The organism is Herbiconiux liukaitaii (genome assembly GCF_041927495.1).
GTDB classification, from domain to species: Bacteria; Actinomycetota; Actinomycetes; order Actinomycetales; family Microbacteriaceae; genus Herbiconiux; species Herbiconiux liukaitaii.
The window spans coordinates 550,586-570,184 of the sequence record NZ_JBHFHG010000004.1 but is presented as its reverse complement, the minus strand read 5'-3'; the positions used below and the strand labels follow the sequence as shown (position 1 = coordinate 570,184).

18 protein-coding genes are annotated in these 19,599 nt (G+C 70.0%); 14 read left to right on the top strand and 4 right to left on the bottom strand.

The annotated features are described in order from the left end of the window. Nucleotides 1-26 precede the first annotated feature (26 nt). Nucleotides 27-1,223 carry an ROK family transcriptional regulator gene (locus ACEXQC_RS10285; RefSeq protein ID WP_374821315.1) on the bottom strand — a complete coding sequence of 399 codons (1,197 nt, stop codon included), beginning with the start codon at nt 1,221-1,223 and terminating at the stop codon, nt 27-29. Nucleotides 1,224-1,415: 192 nt separating this feature from the next. Between ACEXQC_RS10285 and ACEXQC_RS10280 the strand changes: the two genes are divergently transcribed. The 7 genes from ACEXQC_RS10280 to ACEXQC_RS10250 all read left to right on the top strand — a co-directional run bounded on the left by ACEXQC_RS10280 (nt 1,416) and on the right by ACEXQC_RS10250 (nt 7,507). Further along, the gene (locus tag ACEXQC_RS10280) at nt 1,416-2,438 is read left to right on the top strand and encodes a substrate-binding domain-containing protein (protein WP_374821312.1); all 1,023 of its coding nucleotides are present in this window, start codon (nt 1,416-1,418) and stop codon (nt 2,436-2,438) included. Nucleotides 2,439-2,532: 94 nt separating this feature from the next. Then, on the top strand, nt 2,533-3,513 hold the full coding sequence (locus tag ACEXQC_RS10275; RefSeq protein ID WP_374821309.1) for an ABC transporter permease: 981 nt from the start codon (nt 2,533-2,535) through the stop codon (nt 3,511-3,513). Then, nucleotides 3,510-4,310 (top strand): ATP-binding cassette domain-containing protein, encoded by an 801-nt coding sequence (locus ACEXQC_RS10270; protein WP_374821306.1) that lies wholly within the window; start codon nt 3,510-3,512, stop codon nt 4,308-4,310. Before ACEXQC_RS10275 ends, ACEXQC_RS10270 begins: the two co-directional genes overlap by 4 nt. Before the next feature lie 2 nt (nt 4,311-4,312). Then, complete coding sequence (locus ACEXQC_RS10265; RefSeq protein WP_374821302.1) at nt 4,313-5,278, top strand: sugar phosphate isomerase/epimerase family protein; 966 nt, start codon at nt 4,313-4,315, stop codon at nt 5,276-5,278. Nucleotides 5,279-5,288: 10 nt separating this feature from the next. Next, nucleotides 5,289-6,158 carry a sugar phosphate isomerase/epimerase family protein gene (locus ACEXQC_RS10260; RefSeq protein WP_374821300.1) on the top strand — a complete coding sequence of 290 codons (870 nt, stop codon included), beginning with the start codon at nt 5,289-5,291 and terminating at the stop codon, nt 6,156-6,158. Next, nucleotides 6,145-6,942 (top strand): nucleoside/nucleotide kinase family protein, encoded by a 798-nt coding sequence (locus ACEXQC_RS10255; RefSeq protein ID WP_374821297.1) that lies wholly within the window; start codon nt 6,145-6,147, stop codon nt 6,940-6,942. The genes ACEXQC_RS10260 and ACEXQC_RS10255 overlap by 14 nt, the downstream gene beginning before the upstream one ends. 37 nt (nt 6,943-6,979) lie before the next feature. Further along, the gene (locus ACEXQC_RS10250; RefSeq protein ID WP_374821294.1) at nt 6,980-7,507 is read left to right on the top strand and encodes a GNAT family N-acetyltransferase; all 528 of its coding nucleotides are present in this window, start codon (nt 6,980-6,982) and stop codon (nt 7,505-7,507) included. A gap of 65 nt (nt 7,508-7,572) precedes the next feature. On the opposite strand, the gene ACEXQC_RS10245 is transcribed toward ACEXQC_RS10250, so the two are convergent. Beyond that, a complete protein-coding gene (locus tag ACEXQC_RS10245) occupies nt 7,573-8,343 on the bottom strand; it encodes a MerR family transcriptional regulator (protein WP_374821291.1) in 771 nt (256 codons plus the stop codon). Between the two features lie 84 nt (nt 8,344-8,427). Between ACEXQC_RS10245 and ACEXQC_RS10240 the strand changes: the two genes are divergently transcribed. Then, nucleotides 8,428-9,384, top strand: coding sequence for an aldo/keto reductase (locus tag ACEXQC_RS10240; RefSeq protein ID WP_374821288.1), 957 nt, complete (start codon nt 8,428-8,430; stop codon nt 9,382-9,384). Beyond that, nucleotides 9,381-11,225, top strand: coding sequence for an alkaline phosphatase family protein (locus tag ACEXQC_RS10235; RefSeq protein ID WP_374821286.1), 1,845 nt, complete (start codon nt 9,381-9,383; stop codon nt 11,223-11,225). The genes ACEXQC_RS10240 and ACEXQC_RS10235 overlap by 4 nt, the downstream gene beginning before the upstream one ends. Before the next feature lie 47 nt (nt 11,226-11,272). On the opposite strand, the gene ACEXQC_RS10230 is transcribed toward ACEXQC_RS10235, so the two are convergent. Beyond that, nucleotides 11,273-12,655 (bottom strand): glycine--tRNA ligase, encoded by a 1,383-nt coding sequence (locus ACEXQC_RS10230; protein ID WP_374821284.1) that lies wholly within the window; start codon nt 12,653-12,655, stop codon nt 11,273-11,275. Between the two features lie 136 nt (nt 12,656-12,791). On the opposite strand from ACEXQC_RS10230, the gene ACEXQC_RS10225 reads away from it, so the two are divergent. The 3 genes from ACEXQC_RS10225 (at nt 12,792) to ACEXQC_RS10215 (ending at nt 15,754) form a co-directional block, all read left to right on the top strand. Beyond that, a complete protein-coding gene (locus tag ACEXQC_RS10225; RefSeq protein ID WP_374821281.1) occupies nt 12,792-14,117 on the top strand; it encodes an alpha/beta hydrolase in 1,326 nt (441 codons plus the stop codon). Nucleotides 14,118-14,198: 81 nt separating this feature from the next. Next, on the top strand, nt 14,199-15,179 hold the full coding sequence (locus ACEXQC_RS10220) for a DMT family transporter (protein WP_374821278.1): 981 nt from the start codon (nt 14,199-14,201) through the stop codon (nt 15,177-15,179). Beyond that, nucleotides 15,176-15,754 carry a septum formation family protein gene (locus ACEXQC_RS10215; protein WP_374821275.1) on the top strand — a complete coding sequence of 193 codons (579 nt, stop codon included), beginning with the start codon at nt 15,176-15,178 and terminating at the stop codon, nt 15,752-15,754. Before ACEXQC_RS10220 ends, ACEXQC_RS10215 begins: the two co-directional genes overlap by 4 nt. Nucleotides 15,755-15,759: 5 nt before the next feature. On the opposite strand, the gene ku is transcribed toward ACEXQC_RS10215, so the two are convergent. Continuing rightward, nucleotides 15,760-16,662, bottom strand: a complete 903-nt coding sequence (ku, locus tag ACEXQC_RS10210; protein WP_374821272.1) for a non-homologous end joining protein Ku — start codon at nt 16,660-16,662, stop codon at nt 15,760-15,762. A 59-nt stretch (nt 16,663-16,721) separates the two neighbouring features. Between ku and ACEXQC_RS10205 the strand changes: the two genes are divergently transcribed. Beyond that, complete coding sequence (locus ACEXQC_RS10205) at nt 16,722-19,343, top strand: ATP-dependent DNA ligase (RefSeq protein WP_374821269.1); 2,622 nt, start codon at nt 16,722-16,724, stop codon at nt 19,341-19,343. Between the two features lie 93 nt (nt 19,344-19,436). Next, nucleotides 19,437-19,565, top strand: a complete 129-nt coding sequence (locus ACEXQC_RS10200) for a hypothetical protein (protein WP_374821266.1) — start codon at nt 19,437-19,439, stop codon at nt 19,563-19,565. The last annotated feature ends 34 nt before the right edge of the window (nt 19,566-19,599 follow it).

Sequence of the window (19,599 nt, the reverse complement as noted above, 5' to 3'; positions counted from 1 at the left end):
CCGGCTCGCCCGGCCCCGACGACCGCTCAGGCCGCCGGGGCCGGCCGTGCGAGCAGCACGTCGATGCTCTCCGTGTCGAAGAGCTGGTCGGCCGTGATGAGCGCGAGGCCCGTGACGCCCGCGAACTCGCCGAGCGACGACACGAGGATCGACAGGTTGCGCGTGGCGAGCGGCAGCGAGCGCTGGTAGACCCGCTCGCGCACGCCCGAGAGCAGCACCTCCCCGCAGTCGGCGAGCTGCCCCGAGAGGATGATCTGCTCGGGATTGAGGATGCTCACGAGGTCGGCCACGGCATCTCCCAGCACCCGCCCCGCCTGCCGCACGAGCCGCACCGCCTCGAGGTTGCCGCCCCTCACGAGCGAGACGACCTCGGCCACGTTGGCCGCGGGAACGCCCGCAGCCGCCAGGTCGCGGATGAGCGCCCAGCCCCCCACGTAGGCCTCCACGCATCCCACGTTCCCGCACCGGCACGGCAAGGGCGCCTCGTCGTCCGACACCGCGGCCCTCGTGTGGCCGATGTCGCCCGCGGCTCCGTCGCTGCCGCGGATGATCTGGCCGTTGAACACGAGACCCGATCCGATTCCCGTGCCCACCTTGAGGCTGATGAGGTCGTCGTGCCGCACCGCGTCCGCTCCCCGCGGCCGCGACTCGGCCACGGCGCGCGAATTGGCGTCGTTCTCCACCACCACGGGCACCCCGAGGCCCGCGAACCAGCCCACGATGTCGAAGCCGTCCCATCCGGTCATGATGGGCGGGTTCACCACGCGGCCCGCCGCGAACTCCACCGGGCCGGGCACACCCACGCCGATGCCCCACACCTCGGGAGCCGCACCGGTGGCCTCCGTGGCCTGCTGCAGCAGCTCGGTGAAGGCGGCGTCGACCGTGCCGAGCACACGCTCCGGCCCCTCCCAGACGTCGATGGTGCGCCGGGTGTGGGCGAACGGTTCGCCGGCGAGATCGCAGAGCGCGGCCACGAGGCCGGTGGCGCCGATGTCGGCGGTGAGGAAGGCGGCGCGCGAGCGATTGAAGGCGAAGCGGCTCGACGGCCGGCCGCCCGTGGATTCACCACCGCCGATCTCCGAGATGAGCCCGGCACCGTGGAGCGCGGCGAGCCGCTGGTTGACCGTGGAGCGGGAGAGCCCCGAGAGATCGATCACCTCGGTGCGACTCAGCTCGCCGTGCGCACGGAAGAGCGCCAGGACCTCGCCGACGTGGGTTCGCACATCCTTCACTTTACGCAGAGCTCCGTTGCCTTCGTCTTACCCGAGATCTCCATTGTAAACACATGTCGAACCAAAGTCATGGCACTTTTGGTTTGCAATAAGTCAAAAGCAGGCGTAGTTTGGGTTTCGAAGGCACGTAGTGGTGCCCTGACCCCACCAAGGATGACAATGTTCAGCAAAGACGCAACATGGATGCGCACCGCACGCATCGCGGTGCCGCTCGGTATCGCCGCTCTCGCCCTCGCCGGTTGCGCCGGCGGAGACACCGGATCGGGTGACGGCGGAGGCTCCGGCTCCACCAAGGTCGCCGCGGTCATCAAGGGCCTCGACAACCCCTTCTTCCAGGCCATGGAGTCCGGCATCCAGGAGACCGCGGACACCGACGGCGTCGACGTCACCATCCAGGCGGCGGCCGACGTGGCCGACACCACGGGCCAGGCCGACAAGCTCACCGCCCTCGCCGGCCAGGACTTCGGCTGCTTCATCGTGAACCCCATCTCGGGCAACAACCTCGTGCAGGCGCTCGCCCAGGTCTCGACCGCGGGCAAGCCCATCATCAACATCGACTCCCCCATCGACTCGGACGCCGCGGAGACCGCGAACCTCGACATCGCCACCTACATCGGCACCGACAACGAGGCAGCCGGTGGCAAGGCGGGCGACTTCGTGCTCGAGCAGGTCGAGGCCGGTTCCGAGGTCGCGATCATCGGCGGCGTCGCCGGCGACGTCACGAGCGGCGCTCGCATCGACGGCTTCAAGGCCGCCGTGGGCAGCGACCTCGACATCATCCAGGAGTCGGCAGCCGACTGGAAGCGCGAGGTCGCCCTGACCACCGCGACCGACATCCTCGCCGCCAACCCGAACGTCAAGGCCTTCTTCGCCGCCAACGACGACATGGGCCTCGGCATCGTGAAGGCCGTGGAGAACGCCGGTCTCACCGGCCAGATCACGGTCGTCTCCGTCGACGGCAACCAGGATGCGCTCGAGTCGGTGCAGGCGGGCGGCCTCTCGGCCACCGTGGCCCAGTACCCGTTCGCCATCGGCCAGCTCGGCCTGCAGGCGTGCGAGGTCGCGACCTCGGGCGGCGAGCTGCCCACGAACATCGAGTCGCCCACCGCGCTCGTGACCGAGGCAGAGGCGGCCGACGCCATCGCCGCCTTCCCCCAGCCCTTCGCCCCCTTCGAGAACCCCCTCGAAGACGAGCTCGCGAAGTAGCTGCTCCCCCGGGGGGCGGCGCGGGCGGCATGCCATCCGCCCCGCCCCTCGGAGCCCCTAGCCCGATCGCGAGCCCTACAGAAACGTGACCTCCATGACAACAACGGAACAGGCCAGGCCCTCCCGCCTCCAGTCCCTCGCCGCCGAGACGAAGCAGCTCAGCTTCTGGGCCGAGAACGCCGCCCCCATCGGGCTCGTCGCCCTCGTGATCGTGTTCTCGATCCTCTCCCCCACCTTCCTCACCCTCGGCAACATCAAGGCCATGCTCGTGGCGGCCGCTATTCTCGTGATCCTCGCCATCGGCCAGGCCTTCGTCATCACCACGGGCGGCATCGACCTCTCGATCTCGGCCACCATGACCTTCGGCGCCATCGGCTTCGGCCTCGCCTTCTCGAACGGCGCGGGCTTCTGGCTCTCGGCGCTCGTGGCGGTGGTCGCGGCCATGCTCATCGGCTTGATCAACGGACTGCTGATCGCCAAGGGCAAGGTGACCGACTTCATCGCCACCCTCGGTACCCTCTCGGTGGCCACGGGGCTCGCGCTCATCGTCTCGAACGGCAAGCCGATCTCGATCAACAGCCCCGAGCTGCTCACCCTCACCTCGGGGTCGATCGGCATCTTCGGCTACCCCATCATCCTCGCCGCGGTCATCGCGGTGGCGGCCTGGTTCTTCATGTTCCGCACCCGCTTCGGCCTGCACGTGCAGGCCGTCGGCGGCAACGAGGAGAGCGCCGTGGCCAACGGCATCAGGGCCACCAAGGTGCGCATGGCCGTCTATCTCATCGCCGCCGGTCTCGCCGGCCTCGCGGCACTCCTCCTGGTGGCCCGCGTGGGAGCTGCGGAGCCCGCCATCAACACCCAGTACCTGCTGAACTCGATCGCTGCGGTCGTGCTCGGCGGCGTGAGCCTCACGGGCGGCAAGGCGAAGATCGTCGGCCCCGTCATCGGTGCTCTGCTGCTGACCGCCCTCACCAACGGCCTGACGCTGCTCGGCGTCTCGCAGTTCTACCAGCCGCTCGCCGTCGGACTCGTCGTGGTCCTGGCCGCCCTACTCACGAGGTTCCAGAAGAAATGACCGACAACTACAACTTCGTTCCCGCGGCCCCGCACACCGGCACCACCCCGGCCCGCGACTTCATCCTCAAGGCCACCGACATCAAGAAGTCGTTCGGTGGCGTGCACGCCCTGAAGGGCGCGTCGATGACCATGCGCCGAGGCGAGATCACGGCCCTCATCGGCGACAACGGTGCAGGCAAGTCCACCATGGTGCGCTGCCTCTCCGGCATCCACCGCCCGGATTCCGGCACGATCTGGCTCGACGGCGACGACGTGACCTTCGAGACCCCCAACGCCGCCCGCGAGCGCGGCATCGAGACCGTGCACCAGAACCTCGCGCTCGTGGAGGATCTCGCGGTGTGGCAGAACTTCTTCCTCGGCCGCGAGAAGACCCACGGCTTCGGCCCCTTCCGCACGCTCGACCGCAAGCTCATGAAGAGCACGGCGGGCGACCTGCTCAAGAACCTCGCGGTCAACGTGCCTCCCGTCACGAGCAAGGTGCGCCGCCTCTCGGGCGGTCAGCGCCAGGCCGTCGCCATCGCGCGCGCCGCCGGCTGGGGCTCGAAGATCGTCATCATGGACGAGCCGACCGCCGCCCTCGGAGTGCAGGAGACCGCTCGCGTGGAGGGTGTCATCAACACGCTCCGCGACTCGGGTGTGGCCGTGCTGCTCATCAGCCACAACTTCGACCAGGTCATGCGCCTCTCCGACCACATCTGGGTGATGCGGGCCGGCACGGCCGTGGCCGAGCGCCGCACGAGCGAGACCTCGGGCGACGAGCTCGTGTCGCTCATCACGGGCGCCAAGGCGGCCTGAGCATGGCGTTCGACCTCCGCATCCCGTTCCGGCGGGCGGCGGCCGACACGGCCGTGCCGCTCGGCGTACATGCGGGCGTGTGGGTGCAGGGCTGGGATGCGGCGTCGGCTCGCCGGGCCATCGAGGGCAGTGCCGCCGCCGGGTTCGAGCTCATCGAGATCCCGGTTCCGGATGCGGGGTCGGGTTCGGGGGCTGGCGCCGCCGACATCCAGCTCACGAACGCGCTGCTCGACTCCACCGGCCTCGACGCCGTGGTGTCGCTGGCTCTCGATCCGTCGTCCGACATCAACACCGAGGTCGGCACCTCGGAGGGCTCCGCGCTCTCCGCGCGGGGCGAGGATCGGCTGCGGGCCGCCGTCGACTTCGCGTCCGCGATCGGGGCGAACTACATCGGCGGCGTCACCTACTCGGCCATGACCAAGTACGCCCATCCGGCCACCGAGGCCTCGCGCGAGAACTCGCTCGCGGTGCTCACCCGGGTGGCGGGGCTCGCCCGCCAGGCCGACGTGCGCATCGGGCTCGAGTACGTGAACCGCTACGAGAGCAACCTGCTCAACACGGCGGCCCAGACCGCCGCGTTCATCGGGTCGCTCGGCGAGCGGGGTGTCGACAACGTGCTGCTGCACATCGACACCTACCACGCCAACACCGAGGAGCTCTCGCTCGCCGCCGCGGTGCACGATGCGGGCGACCTGCTCGGCTACCTGCACCTCTCGGAGAGCCACCGCGGGGCGCTCGGCACCGGATCGCTCGACTGGGTGGGGCTCTTCGGCGCCCTGGCCTCCTCCGGCTATCGCGGGCCGCTGACCTTCGAGTCGTTCTCGCCCGCCGTCATCTCCCCGGCCACCCGAGGCGAGATCGGGGCCTGGCGCACGCTCTGGACCGATCCCGTCGCTCTCACCCACTCGGCCGCCGCGTTCCTGCGCGAGCAGCTGGCCGCATCCGCTCTTCTCACCACGACCAACTGAAGGAATCACCATGACCAACAAGCTCGGAGTCCACGCCCTCGTCTTCTCGGGAGGCACCACGCCCGCCGAGGTCGAGTACATCATCGGCGAGACCAAGAAGGCCGGCTTCGACCTGCTCGAGCTCTCGCTGCACGACGCCGCGAACCTCGACGTGCCCGCCGCGCGTGCCGCGCTCGACGCCGCCGGTCTCGGCATCGTGACCTCGCGCGGGCTGGCCTTCGCGGCCGACGTCTCGTCGGAGGATCCTGCGGTCGTGGAGAAGGGTGCGGAGCTGCTGCACACCTCGCTGCAGATCACGCACGGGCTCGGCGGCACGCACTTCACGGGTGCCCTCTACAGCGCCCTCGGCAAGTACGGCCACGCCCTCTCGGCCGCGGGCCGCGCCAACGTGGTGTCGACCCTGAGCGACCTGGCCGTCGAGGCGAAGCGTCTCGGCATGACGCTCGGGCTCGAGATCTGCAACCGCTACGAGACCAACGTCATCAACACGGCGGCGGATGCGCTGCGGCTGGCCGACGACATCGGTCACGACAACGTGCTCATCCACCTCGACACATACCACATGAACATCGAGGAGGACGATCTCGTGCGGCCCGTGCACCTCGTGGGCGACCGCCTGGGCTACGTGCACATCGGCGAGAACCACCGCGGGTACCTCGGATCGGGTCACCTCGACTTCGGTGCGTTCTTCCACGCCCTCGCCGACATCTCGTACGACGGCCCCATCACGTTCGAGTCGTTCTCGTCGGCCGTCGTGTCGCCCACGCTGTCGAACGACCTCGCCATCTGGCGAAACCTGTGGAACGACGGCCCGGCGCTCGCGGCGCACTCGCACCGCTACCTCACGAACATCATCGAGGGAACCCGTGTCGCTCTCTGACGCAGCCCCCTCTGGCACGACTCCCTCGGGCGCGGGGGTCGACTCCGCGCCCGAGGTGACCTCCCCCGTCGAGCCGCGCATCAGCGAGCCGCCCATCACCGAACCGCGCATCGCGGGGCTCGATGCTCTGGCGGCTCGGGCGCTCGCGCTCGTGGAGCCGGGGCGGCGCACCATCCTCGGCATCGCGGGCAGCCCCGGTGCCGGCAAGACCACGCTGGCCCGCCTGCTCGCCGAGCGCGTCAACGAGCTGAACGAGGCAGCTGGGGGCGCAGGCGCACCGTTCGCGGCGCACGTGCCCATGGACGGCTACCACCTCGCCGAGTCGACCCTCCGCCGCCTCGGCCGGGCCGACCGCAAGGGCGCCATCGACACCTTCGACGGCTGGGGCTTCCTGGCCCTCCTGGGCCGGCTCGTGGCCGAGACCGACCACACGGTCTACGCGCCGAGCTTCGACCGCGCCATCGAGGAGCCGATCGCGGGCGAGATGGCCGTGGAGCCGTCGACGCAGCTCGTGATCGTGGAGGGCAACTACCTGCTCGTCGACGAGGGGCCGTGGGCTTCGGTGAAGGGCCTCCTCGCCGAGGCCTGGTTCTGCGAGACGCCCGACGAGGTGCGGGTCTCCCGGCTGGTCGTGCGGCACGAGATCGGCGGTCGCTCGCACGAGGCGGCCCTCGCCTGGGCCGAGACGGTCGACGGAAAGAACGCACTGCTCATCGAGTCGACGGCCCCCCGAGCCGATCTCCTCGTCTCGGGCACCACGGGCGCCATCCTCCCCACCCCCTAGCACCGCCCTCCTCCCCCTCGCGGCGTAGGGTCTGAGCATGCAGGGGCAGGGGTTCGTGGTGCGGCGCACGGTCGCCGAGGACTGGCGCGAGGTGCGGGCCCTGCGCCTCGAGATGCTCGCCGACACCCCGCTCGCCTACCTCGAGACGCTCGCGCGGGCCGAGCGCCGCTCCGAGGCGGAGTGGAGGGCGTGGGCCCGCGAGGGCAGCTCGGAGAACTCGATCACGCTCGCCACCATCCTCACCGAGGGCCCGCAGGCCGGCCGCTGGGTGGGCACCATGCTCTCGAAGGTGCCGTCGGGAGCCTCGGGCCCCCACCTCTTCGGCGTCTACGTCGCCCCCTCCCACCGCGGTCGGCAGGCGGGCGTGACGGATGCGCTCCTCACCGCCATAGAGACCTGGGCCGCCACCCGCGGCGACACCCTCACCCTCGAGGTGCACGAGCACAACGCCAGAGCCCTCGCCGCCTACCGCGCCCGAGGCTTCACCGAGACGGGCCGCACCACCCCCTACCCCCTGGACCGCACCCACCGCGACCTCGAAATGCGCAAACCCCTCCCCAGGTGATGAGTAAGTACCAGAATGCGCGGGAGCGACGCCCTGTTCGGGGTCGGTTCCGCGCATTCTCGTAGTTACCGATCGCCGAGGTGGGCGAGCAGGGCATTCCGCACGAACGCCGCCCCCGCGGGGCCGCCGTAGTGGGCGGCGAAGCGGGCGTCGCTCACGTAGAGATCGGCCAGCCCACGCACGTACTCGTGGAACGCAGCGTCGCCCGGCCCGGCGCCCTGGGCACCCGGCACGCCGGGCACGCTCGCGAGCCACTGCACGTGGCGGGCGGCGAGTGCCTGCGCGGCCGGCCCCTCGGGGTCGTCTCCGGCCGCAACCGCCGCCTGCCAGCCGGCATCGAGCGCCGCCACCTCCGCCCGGAACGACTCCTGCCCGGAGGCACCGAGCCCCTTCCACCACGAGTCCCCCGCGGCGTAGGCGTCGGCACCCCACCGCGCGGTGACCTCCGCCTTGTGCTCCGTGTGGTCGAAGCCGTCGAACATCGTCGAAGCCATGAGCTGTCCTCCCTCTGCGAGTGCATCGATGGTGTGGCGAACGGAGGCGATCTGCCTGCCCAGTCGAGCGCGCTCGCCCTCGAGCCAGTCGAGGTGCAGCGAGAGCGCCTCCACGGGCTCCTGCACCTCGGCCAGCACCTGGGCGATCGCCGGCAGCCCCAGGCCGAGCGAGCGCAGCAGCAGCACCCGCTGCAGCCGCACGAGCGCCGCTGCGTCGTAATACCGGTAGCCGTTGGCTCCCACTCGCGAGGGCGGCACGAGCCCGACGGCGTCGTAGTGCCGCAGGGTGCGGCTCGTGACTCCGGCGTGCTTCGCCAGCTCCTGGATGGTCCATTCGTTCATGCCCCCACGCTACGAGTTGACGCAGCGGCAGGGTCAAGTGGGCGGCGCCGGGGCCGCGGGCGGCGGGGGGAGTAACGTCGGAGCATGGCACGCATCGGCAGCAGCGACCTCGACGTCTTCCCGCTCTCGCTCGGGGGCAACGTGTTCGGCTGGACGGCCGATCGGCAGGAGTCGCTCGCCATCCTCGACGCCCACGCCGCGGGCGGCGGCGACTTCATCGACACGGCCGACAGCTACATGGCGGGGGTGCCGGGCAACGTCGGCGGCGAGTCCGAGACCATCATCGGCGAGTGGTTCACGAGCCGCGGCTCACGCGACAGCACGGTGCTCGCCACCAAGGTGTCGCGCCATCCGCAGTTCAAGGGCCTGGCCGCCACCACCATCGCCGCCGCGGCCGACGCCTCGCTGCAGCGCCTGCAGACCGACCGCATCGACCTCTACTGGGCGCACTTCGAAGACCCCGAGACCCCGCTCGAGGAGACCGCAGAGGCCTTCGACACCCTCGTGAAGGCGGGCAAGGTGCGGTACATCGGCCTCTCGAACTTCGCGATCCCCACCATCGAGCGCTACCTCGAGATCGCCGACGCGAACGGCTGGGCCCGCCCCGTGGCCCTGCAGCCGCACTACAACCTCGTGCACCGGAACGACGTGGAGGAGAACTGGGTGCCGCTCGCTGAACGCGAGCAGCTCTCACTCATCCCGTACTACGCCCTGGCCAGCGGATTCCTCACCGGCAAGTACCGCGACAAGACCGACTTCGAGGGCTCACCACGCGCGAAGGCGGCCACGAAGTACGTGAGCGAGCAGGGCCTCGCCATCGTCGACGAGCTCGAACGGATCGGCCTGGCCCACGACGCCTCCATCGCCACCACGGCCCTCGCCTGGCTCGCGGCCAAGCCCACGGTCGCGGCCCCCATCGCCAGTGCCAGCCGCGTCGACCAGGTCGCCGACCTCGTGGCCGTCGGCCGCGTGCAGCTCACACCCGACGAGGTCGCACGGCTCGACGAGGTGTCGGCCTGGCACCCCGAGGGCACCGCATGACACCCCCGCTCGGCCGCCGCCGAGCCGAGCACACCCCCACACCCGCCGCCCCCGACGCGCACGGCGCCGTCGCCTCCCGTCGCGCGTTCCTCAAGGCCGCCGCCGTGGGCGCAGCAGGCGCAGCGGCGGGCGGACTCGCGGGCGCCTCGATCGGCGTGGGCGTCTACGCCCAGGAGACCGACATGGACTTCACCGCCGAGAAGGCCGAGGCCAAGGTGGGCTTCGAGCACCTCGTGGTGATGATGTACGAGAACCGCTCGTTCGACAACGTGCTCGGCTGGCTCTACAAGAACGAGGAGCTGAAGAACGGCCAGAAGTTCGAGGGCCTGCACCAGGGCGACCACTCCAACCCGATCCCCGGATCCGACGAGGTCATGAAGGCCCACGCCTACACAGGCTCGACCGACGAGATCATGTCGAGCCCCGATCCCGACCCCGGCGAGGAGTACCCGCACGTCAACACGCAGCTCTTCGGGATCGTCGATCCCGACGGCAACGACGACCTGCACGCCAACGGGTTGCAGTACCCCTACAACGCCCCGGGCCCGGGGGCTACGCCCTCCATGAAGGGCTTCGTGCAGGACTACTTCATCAACTACCGCCACATCACCCGCAACAGGCAGACCCCCACGAAGCAGGATGCCGAGCGCGCCATGGGCGGGTTCACCCCTGAGATGCTGCCGGTGTTCTCCACCCTCGCCAAGGGCTTCGCGGTCTTCGACCACTGGTTCAGCGCGGTGCCCTCGCAGACCTTCTGCAACCGCGTGTTCTTCCACGCCTCCACCTCGCACGGCTTCGTGACCAACAAGGGCGAGGGCGGCTACGACAAGTGGCTCGACGTTCCGGCCGACGAGTCGACCACCATCTTCAACCGCCTTGAGGATGCCGGGCTCACCTGGCGCGTCTACTACGACGCCGCCCAGCTCGTCTCGATGACGGGCATGCTGCACGCCCCCGCCCTGCAGCCCTACTGGAAGAGCAACTTCAGGGTCATGGAGCAGTTCTACGACGACGTGGAGAACGGCACCCTGCCCGACTACGCCTTCATCGAGCCGCGCATGGTCTACAACCACAACGACATGCATCCGCCGGTGGGCGTGCTCCGCGAGAGCGACGACGGCGCCGACGACGGCGGTCTCGTGATCGACGGGGCGGTGTCGGATGCGCGGGCCGCCGACGCCCTGCTGCACGCCGTCTACTCGGCCATCCGCTCGAGCGACACCTCAGGCGGATCGAACGCGCTCAACACCATGCTGTTCGTGACCTTCGACGAGCACGGCGGCACCTACGACCACGTGCCGCCGCCCTCCGCCACCCCGCCGCGCGCGGGCGACGCCGGCGAGATGGGGTTCACCTTCGACCGGTTGGGCTGCCGTGTTCCCGCCATCGCGATCTCGGCCTACACGGCCAAGAACACGATCATCAACGAGCAGATGGACCACGGCTCGGTCATCTCCACGCTCACCAAGCTGCACGGGCTCGAGCCGCTCACCCGGCGCGACGTGGGGTCGCACCACATGTTCGGCGCCATCAACCTCACGACCCCGAGGCCGGCGAGCGACTGGCCGCAGACCCTGCCGCAGTACACACCGCCGAACCCCGAGGTCGACTTCGACAGCTCGTCGGCCGACCACAAGGCGAAGCCGATCTCGAACCCCGCGAAGGGGCTGCTCGGGCTGCTGCTCTCGAAGTACGGCGAGCCGGGTGCGAAGGAGCCGCAGACCTACGGGGAGGCCTACGCCGCCCTCATGCAGACGCAGGATGCCCACGGGCAGCTCTTCGGCACCCTGGACTCGGTCGACGGCGAGCCCACGCCGAAGCCGAGCCCTACCCCGGGGTGACTCGGTGGGGCTGAACCCGACGCGCCACTGCGTCTATCAGTCGTCGCTTACGCGCCGACCAGCTTCTCGGCGAGGTAGCCGGTGAGGCGGTCGAGCGAGATGCGCTCCTGCGCCATGGTGTCGCGCTCGCGCACGGTCACGGCGTTGTCGTCGAGGCTGTCGAAGTCCACGGTGATGCAGAACGGTGTGCCGATCTCGTCCTGTCGACGGTAGCGGCGACCGATCGCCCCTGCATCGTCGAAGTCGACGTTCCAGTTCTTGCGCAGGTCGGCCGCGAGCGTCTTCGCGAGAGGCGAGAGCGCTTCGTTCCGAGAGAGCGGCAGCACGGCCGCCTTCACGGGTGAGAGCCTCGGGTCGAGCTTGAGCACCGTGCGCTTGTCGACGCCGCCCTTGGTGTTGGGCGCCTCGTCCTCGTGGAACGCATCGACGAGGAACGCCATGAGCGAGCGGGTGAGGCCGGCGGCGGGCTCGATGACGTACGGGGTCCAGCGCTCGTTGGTGGTCTGGTCGAAGTACGAGAGGTCGGTGCCTGAGGCCTTCGAGTGCGTGGTGAGGTCGAAGTCGCCGCGGTTGGCCACACCCTCGAGCTCACCGAACGCGCTGCCGGTGAAGCCGAACTTGTACTCGATGTCGACCGTGCGCTTGGAGTAGTGCGAGAGCTTCTCGGCGGGGTGCTCGAACATGCGCAGGTTCTCCGGGTCGATGCCGAGGTCGACGTACCAGGCGAAGCGCTCGTCGATCCAGTACTGGTGCCACTCCTCGTCCTCCCCGGGCTTCACGAAGAACTCCATCTCCATCTGCTCGAACTCGCGGGTGCGGAAGATGAAGTTGCCTGGCGTGATCTCGTTGCGGAAGCTCTTGCCGATCTGGCCGATGCCGAACGGCGGCTTCTGGCGCGAGGAGTTGAGCACGGCGTTGAAGTCCACGAAGATGCCCTGCGCGGTCTCGGGGCGCAGGTACGCCATGCCGCTCTCGTCGTCGACGGCGCCGAGGTAGGTCTTCATGAGGCCGGAGAAGTTCTTCGGCTCGGTCCACGATCCGGGCTGGCCGGTCTCGGGGTCGCGGATGTCGGCGAGGCCGTTCTCCGGCGGGTGGCCGTGCTTCTCCTCGTAGGCCTCGAGCAGGTGGTCGGCGCGGTAGCGCTTGTGGGTGTGCAGCGACTCCACGAGCGGGTCGCTGAAGACCTCGACATGGCCGGAGGCCTCCCACACGGTCCTGGGCAGGATGACGGCGGAGTCGAGCCCCACGACGTTGTCGCGCGACTGCACCATCGCCTTCCACCACTGGCGCTTGATGTTCTCCTTGAGCTCCACACCGAGGGGCCCGTAGTCCCACGCCGACCGGGTGCCGCCGTAGATCTCCCCCGTGGGGAAGACGAAGCCACGGCGCTTCGCGAGAGCGATGACAGAATCGAGACGGGATGCAGGCATGAAGTGGACTCCGATATCTCCGCGCGGCCGGCTGCTCGCGCTGGATCAGCGACAATTCTAATCGGAGCGGTCGAACCGCCCGTGCGCACCGAAGACGGGAAGGGCGCACCGGGGCGGCCGACGAGGGGGGAGGGCGATGGACGGCTGGACCTGGCTGCTGTCGCTCCGCATCGTCGACGGCCCGCTGCTCTGGGGCACCTACCTGCTCGCGGCGGCCGTGTTCGTGCTCCTGCTGGTGCGCACGCCCTCCCGCAGGTGGCTCGTGACCTCGGCGAGCGCCCTCGTGGGCGGAGCTCTCGCCGCCCTCCTCGTCACCATCGTGGTGCAGGACGTTCTCAACCTGTTCAACTCGCCGATGGCGATCATGGCGCGGCTGTGGATCGTGTTGGCCGGCGCCTCCGTCGGCCTCGCGTTCATTAACCTGCGGCACTCGCGCTGGTGGCGCAAGGTGGTGGCGGTCGGTGCGATCGGCCTGTTCGCGTGGACGGCGACCCTCGGCATCTCGGCCGACTTCGGAATCCTCAAGAACCTCGGCGACCTGCTCGACATCTCCATCGAGCAGCCGCTCGACACCGCCCAGCTCGCGCCGGCCTCCACCAACCCGCCAGGGCCGCTGTACGAGTCGTGGCAGCCGCCCGCCTCGATGCCCGCCACGAGCACGCACGGGTCGGTGAGCATCCCGGCCTCCGATCCGTCGTTCACGCCGCGCGACGCGATCGTGTACCTGCCGCCGGCCGCCCGGCTGCCGGATGCCCCGGCGCTGCCCGTGGTCGTCTTCCTGAGCGGGCAGCCGGGTGCGCCCGACGTGGCCGACATCGGATCCGTGCTCGACGGGTTCGCGGCCAGGCACGGCGGGCTCGCACCGATCGTCGTGTCCGTCGACCACCTCGGCGGGTCGGGCACGAACAATCCGCTCTGCGTCGACGGCTACCAGGGGGATGCCCTCAGCTACGTCAACCGCGACGTGCCGGCCTTCATCGCCGAGACCTTCAACGTGCTGCCGTCCCGCACCGACTGGACGATCGCGGGGTTCTCGAACGGCGGGGAGTGCAGCATCGCCTCGGCGGCCGCGTTCCCCGAGATCTGGGGCAACGTCATCGACATCTCGGGCGAGATCGAGCCCGATCTGGGCGGCGACGAGCGCACCCTCGAGGTGGGCTTCGGCGGCGACCAGGCCGCGTTCGACGCCGCGAAGCCGCTGACGATCCTGGCGGAGGGCGCCTCGGATCCGGCGACCGCCGAGCTCTACCGCGACACCGTGGCGGTCTTCGCCGACGGCTCCGACGACGAGCCCTACCTCGGCTACACCCGCACGCTGCACGCAGCGGCGCTCGAAGCGGGCCTGCAGGCGCACCTCGTGGTCTCGCCGGGCACCGGGCACGAGGCGGCCACCATCGAGTACGCCTTCACACGGGCCTTCGAGCTGCTGTACCCGCGCTGGGGGCTCGCGCCGCTCCGGTAATGCACAGAATGCGCGCAAGCGACCCCGTAGACGGTCGGTCCGTCGCATTCTGTGCAATATTCGGAGCATGGAGACTGCCGCATGACCGAGACGGTCACCCTCACCTCTCTGCCCATCGCGGGAATCGCGCTCGCTGTCGTGGCCGCCCTGCTGCTCTCGGTGGGCAACGAGCTGCAGTCCCGCGGGGTCACGAAGGTCTCGGCGCGCGACGACGCGCCCGCCGGCCTCGGATTCAAGCAGGTGCGGCGGCTCTTCACGAACCGCGGCTGGCTGCTCGGCACGCTCGCGCTCGTGGCCGCCATCCTCGTGCAGCTCGCGAGCCTCTCGCTCGCGCCGCTCATCGTGGTGCAGCCCGTGGGAGTGACGGCGCTCGTGTTCGCCGCCCTGCTCACCGCGTGGTTCACCAAGAAGCTGCCCTCGAAGCGAGTGGCTCGCGCCATCCTCATCTGCATCGCGGGAGTGGGGGTGTTCGTGGCGGTGGCCGCCGTGGTCTCGGTGCAGCGCCCCATCCGCGACTCGCAGCTCGTCGCCATCCTCGTGGTGCTCTGCGTGGTGCTGGTGGCGATCGCCGTGGTGTTCGTCGTGTCGCGCGTGCGCAAGGCGCCCGTGCATCCGATCGTGCACGTGTTCGCGGGCGGTGTGCTCGCGGGCTTCGTGGCCTCGCTCGGCAAGACCGTCATCCTGCGGGTGCAGTCGGCGCTCTCGGAGCTCGGCGAGGAGTTCTCGTTCGACTCCGGCATGGTGCTCACCGGCCTGTGCCTGCTCGGCATCCTGGTGGGCGGAGGCCTGTCGATCTACTTCGTGCAGCTCTCGCACACCGAGAACAAGCCCGAGGTCGTGGTGGCCGGGCTCACCGTGATCGACCCCGTGGTGGCCGTGGTGCTCGGCATCGTCATCCTCGGGGAGGCCGCCGGGGCGCCGCTGTGGTCGGTCATCGTGTTCGTGCTCGCGGGAGCTGTGGCGATCGCCGGGGTGTTCCTGCTGTCGCGGGCGCAGAACAAGGACGACCGGTTGGCGAGCGAGGCGTTCTCCGCACTCCCTCCGGAAGGACCCGCGCGATGAGCAACCGCATCCCGACAGCCGGCATCGTCGCCCTCGTCGCGGGGGCGGCCCTCCTGGGGGCCGGAGGGTTCTGGACCACGGGGATCACGGCGTTCGTGGCAGCCCAGACCTTCGTGACGTCGCTCAGCGCGCCGGCCACCGGGGAGGAGGGGGATCAGGGCCCCTGGGACGACGACGACGACCAGGACGACGTGCCGGGCGATTCCTACGACGAACCGCCGCTGGCCTACGAGATAGGCGACTGCTTCATGGAGTCGGATGGGGACGACGGTCGCGTGCAGTTCCGCGACTGCTCTGAGCCGCACGATTACGAGGTCTACGCCGAGTTCGAGGTCCCCGACACCGAGGACGGCAGCTATCCGGGCGACGACAAGATGTCGTACGCGGCCGACGAGGGCTGTTTCGAGGCGTTCGAGGACTTCATCGGCGTGCCGTGGGAGGAGTCGGTCTACGACTTCGCGCTGGTGGCACCCGACGAGGAGACCTGGACGGAGTTCGACGACCGCCTCGTGCAGTGCATGGCGGTCGACCCGGACGGCGCGCACACGGGCAGCCTCGAGGGCGTCGGCGAGTAGTCGGGCTAGGAGGCCTTCGTCGCCTTCTTGGCCGGTGCCTTCTTGGTCGGCGCCTTCTTCGCGGCCGGCTCCTTCTCGGCGGGCACCTCGTCCTCGGGCTTCTTCACGTTCGAGGTGACCCCGCGGCTCTTGTCGACCGAGCGCTTGAGCGCCTCCATGAGGTCGAGCACCTCACCGCCTCCCTCGGCCTCGCCCGGCTCGCGGCCGAAGGTCTCATCCGTGTCCATGGCGTCGCCCTTGGCGAGCTTGGCCTCGATGAGCGTGCGCAGCTGCTCCTGGTAGCCGTCGGTGAACTTCTCGGGCGCGAAGTCGGCGGCGAACTGGTCGACGAGCGACATCGCCATCTCGAGCTCCTGGGCCGAGACCCGCGTGGGCTCGTCGAGGGCGGGGAAGGCGGCCTCGCGCACCTCGTCGTCCCACAGCAGCGCCTGCAGCACGAGCACGTCGCCGCGCACCCGCAGCGCACCGAGGCGCGTCTTCTGCCGCAGCGCGAAGTGCACGATGGCGGTGCGATCGGTCGACTCGAGCGTCTTGCGCAGCAGCGCGTAGGCCTTCGGCGACTTCGAGTCGGGCTCGAGGAAGTAGCTCTTGTCGAGCATGATCGGGTCGATCTGCTCGCTCGGCACGAACTCCACCACCTCGATCTCACGGCTGCGCTCCTCGGGCAGCGACGAGAGGTCCTCCTTGGTGAGGATGACGGTGCGCTCGCCGTCGTCGTAGGCGCGGGCGATGTGCTCGTAGTCGATGATCTTGCCGTCGATCTCGCACCGGCGCTGGTAGCGGATGCGCCCACCGTCGGCATCGTGCACCTGGTGCAACGAGATGTCGTGGTCCTCGGTGGCGCCGTAGACCTTCACGGGCACATTGACGAGCCCGAACGTGATGGCGCCCTTCCAGATGGATCGCATATGCCATTCAACCGCGAAACCCCCCATCCAGACCCCACGATCCGGAGCATTATTGGGGCATGGTGCCGAAGAGCGGGGACGAGCAGCTCGTGCGCGTGGGCGAGCACCGCCTGCGCATCTCGAACCTCGACAAGGTGATGTACCCCGAGACGGGCACCACCAAGGCCGACGTGTTCCGCTACTACGCCGAGATCGCGAGCACCCTCATCCCGCACGCCCGCAATCGGCCCGCCACGCGCAAGCGCTGGGTGCACGGCGTGGGAACGCCCGACTGGCACGCACCGGTGTTCTTCCAGAAGAACCTCGACGACGGCACACCCGAGTGGGTGCGCCGCGTCACCATCCAGCACTCCGACCACGAGAACGTGTATCCGCTCGTCAACAGCGCCGCCACCCTCGCGTGGTTCGCGCAGACGGCCGCGCTCGAGATCCACGTGCCGCAGTGGCGGGTGGATGCGCACGGCCGGCCCAAGAACCCGGACCGTTTCGTGATCGACCTCGACCCCGGCGAGGGTGCCGGTCTCGCCGAGTGCGTGGAGGTGGCCGGGCACGCGAGGCGCATCCTGCTCGACATGGGGCTCGATCCGGTGCCCGTGACCTCGGGCAGCAAGGGCATCCACCTGTACGCGCCCCTCGACGGGCGCCAGACCTCGGATCAGGTCTCCGCGGTCGCCCACGAGCTCGCCAGGGCGCTCGAGGCGGATCATCCCACCCTCGTGGTGAGCGACATGAAGAAGACGAAGCGGCGCGGCAAGGTGCTCGTGGACTGGAGCCAGAACAGCGCCAACAAGACCACCATCTGCCCGTACTCGCTGCGCGGGCGGCTGCGGCCGACGGTGGCGGTGCCGCGCACGTGGGAGGAGATCGCGGCGCCCGGGCTGCGGCAGCTCGAGCTCGAGGAGGTGCTCGAGCGAGTGGCGGCGGAGGGGGATCCGCTGGCGGCGTCGTCGGTCGAACCGGGCTCGGTGGCGGAGCCGGGAGGGGTGTGGCACTCGGATCGCGGCCCGGAGGATCAGGAGGAGGCGCACCCTGGGGCAGCGGCGGCGGGGTCCGGCTCCTCCGGCTCCGCATCCTCCGGCTCCGGCGCTGCCGGCGCTTCCGGATCGGATCGCGCCGACCGGCTCGCCACCTACCGCTCGAAGCGCGACGGCACGAAAACGCCGGAGCCCGTGCCCGCCGCGGCGCCCGCACCCACGAGCGGGCGCAGCTTCGTCATCCAGGAGCACCACGCGCGCCGCCTGCACTGGGACTTCCGGCTCGAGCACGACGGAGTGCTCGTCTCGTGGGCGCTGCCGAAGGGAGTGCCCGACGATCCGGCGTCGAACCACCTCGCGGTCATGACGGAGGATCACCCGCTCGAGTACGGCTCGTTCGAGGGCACCATCCCGGCCGGGGAGTACGGAGCGGGCAAGGTGCTCATCTGGGACTTCGGGGAGTACGAGCTCGAGAAGTGGCGCAACGGCAAGGAGATCATCGTCACGCTGCACGGGCAGCCGTCCGGTGGGCTCGGCGACCCGCGCAAGGTCGTGCTCATCCACACCGGCACGGGCGAGGCGGCGGCGAAGAACTGGCTCATCCACCGCATGCTGCCGAAGGAGGCCGGAGCGCCCGCTGGGGCGGCGAAACGACGGAGCTCGGCGGCGCAGGGCGATCCCCCCTCCGTCGTTCCCGCCGACGCGCCCGAACCTCCGTCGACTCCCCCCGGCGGCCGCGGTCGGCGCACGATCAAGCCCATGCTCGCCACCTCCGCCGCCCCGCTCGAGCTCGACCACGAGGCGGAGTGGGCGTTCGAGATGAAGTGGGACGGCATCCGCGCCGTCATCGACGTCGCAGACGGCGAAGCGCGCATCCTCACCCGCAACGGCAACGACGTGACCGCCGGCTACCCCGAGCTCACCGAGGCGATCGCCTCCACCTACGCGGGCCGCTCGCTCGTGCTCGACGGCGAGGTCGTGGCGCTCGACGCCCGCGGCCGCCCGAGCTTCGGCCGCCTGCAGCAGCGCATGGGGCTCCGCAAGCCCCGCGAGGTCGAGGCCGCGCGCGCCACCACGAAGGTCGACCTCATGGTCTTCGACCTGCTCGAGCTCGAGGGCGAGTCGCTGCTCGCGCTGCCCTACGTGGAGCGCCGGCGCATCCTCGCCGAGACGATGCCCGAGAGCGACGGGCCGCTGCACGTGCCCCCTGCCTTCGACGGCGACCTCGAGCACGCCGTGGCGGCGAGCCGCGAGCTCGGCCTCGAAGGCGTGATGGCCAAGAAGCGCGAGAGCACCTACTCGGTGGGCCGTCGCTCCCGGGCGTGGCTCAAGATCAAGCTCACGGCCGCGCAGGAGGTGGTGGTCGTGGGGTGGCGACCTGGCAAGGGTCGCCGTGCGTCGCAAGTGGGGTCGCTGCTGATGGGGGTTCCGGATGCCGAGGGCGCGCTGCGGTACGCCGGTCGCGTGGGCACGGGGTTCAGCGAGCGCGATCTCGACGCCATCACCACCCGGCTGGCGCGGCTCGAGCGCAAGACCCCGCCGCTCGACGACGTGCCGGCCGAGGATGCGCGCGACGCCCGCTGGGTGACCCCGCGGCTCGTGGGCGAGGTGGAGTTCGCGGAGTGGACCGCGACCGGGCGGCTGCGGCAGCCCTCGTGGCGCGGCTGGCGGCCCGACAAGTCGCCCGCCGACGTCGTGCGCGAGTGACGCCATGCACATGCGTGCAATCCCTGGCCCGCGCGGCGGCCCGGTGGTAGCTTCGCGGCAGGAGCCATCGGCTCAGACATCGAGGAGGATCTCATGACCGAGAAGCGCGAGCACAACAGCGAACGAGACGGTGAGTACACCGACAAGGACGGCGAAGACGTGAACGTGCCGGAGCCCGAATCCGGCGAGTACACCGACAGCGACATCCCGGGCGACAACTAGCGCAGAACGCACTCCCGGCCGCCCGCTTCGACAC

Bases quoted from the DNA above. Each gene is read 5' to 3' on its own strand.
- ACEXQC_RS10280 (WP_374821312.1), top strand. From the start codon at position 1,416: ATGCGCACCGCACGCATCGCGGTGCCGCTCGGTATCGCCGCTCTCGCC.
- ACEXQC_RS10275 (WP_374821309.1), top strand. From the start codon at position 2,533: ATGACAACAACGGAACAGGCCAGGCCCTCCCGCCTCCAGTCCCTCGCC.
- ACEXQC_RS10270 (WP_374821306.1), top strand. From the start codon at position 3,510: ATGACCGACAACTACAACTTCGTTCCCGCGGCCCCGCACACCGGCACC.
- ACEXQC_RS10265 (WP_374821302.1), top strand. From the start codon at position 4,313: ATGGCGTTCGACCTCCGCATCCCGTTCCGGCGGGCGGCGGCCGACACG.
- ACEXQC_RS10260 (WP_374821300.1), top strand. From the start codon at position 5,289: ATGACCAACAAGCTCGGAGTCCACGCCCTCGTCTTCTCGGGAGGCACC.
- ACEXQC_RS10250 (WP_374821294.1), top strand. From the start codon at position 6,980: ATGCAGGGGCAGGGGTTCGTGGTGCGGCGCACGGTCGCCGAGGACTGG.
- ACEXQC_RS10245 (WP_374821291.1), bottom strand. From the start codon at position 8,343: ATGAACGAATGGACCATCCAGGAGCTGGCGAAGCACGCCGGAGTCACG.
- ACEXQC_RS10240 (WP_374821288.1), top strand. From the start codon at position 8,428: ATGGCACGCATCGGCAGCAGCGACCTCGACGTCTTCCCGCTCTCGCTC.
- ACEXQC_RS10235 (WP_374821286.1), top strand. From the start codon at position 9,381: ATGACACCCCCGCTCGGCCGCCGCCGAGCCGAGCACACCCCCACACCC.
- ACEXQC_RS10230 (WP_374821284.1), bottom strand. From the start codon at position 12,655: ATGCCTGCATCCCGTCTCGATTCTGTCATCGCTCTCGCGAAGCGCCGT.
- ACEXQC_RS10225 (WP_374821281.1), top strand. From the start codon at position 12,792: ATGGACGGCTGGACCTGGCTGCTGTCGCTCCGCATCGTCGACGGCCCG.
- ACEXQC_RS10220 (WP_374821278.1), top strand. From the start codon at position 14,199: ATGACCGAGACGGTCACCCTCACCTCTCTGCCCATCGCGGGAATCGCG.
- ACEXQC_RS10215 (WP_374821275.1), top strand. From the start codon at position 15,176: ATGAGCAACCGCATCCCGACAGCCGGCATCGTCGCCCTCGTCGCGGGG.
- ku (WP_374821272.1), bottom strand. From the start codon at position 16,662: ATGCGATCCATCTGGAAGGGCGCCATCACGTTCGGGCTCGTCAATGTG.
- ACEXQC_RS10205 (WP_374821269.1), top strand. From the start codon at position 16,722: ATGGTGCCGAAGAGCGGGGACGAGCAGCTCGTGCGCGTGGGCGAGCAC.
- ACEXQC_RS10200 (WP_374821266.1), top strand. From the start codon at position 19,437: ATGACCGAGAAGCGCGAGCACAACAGCGAACGAGACGGTGAGTACACC.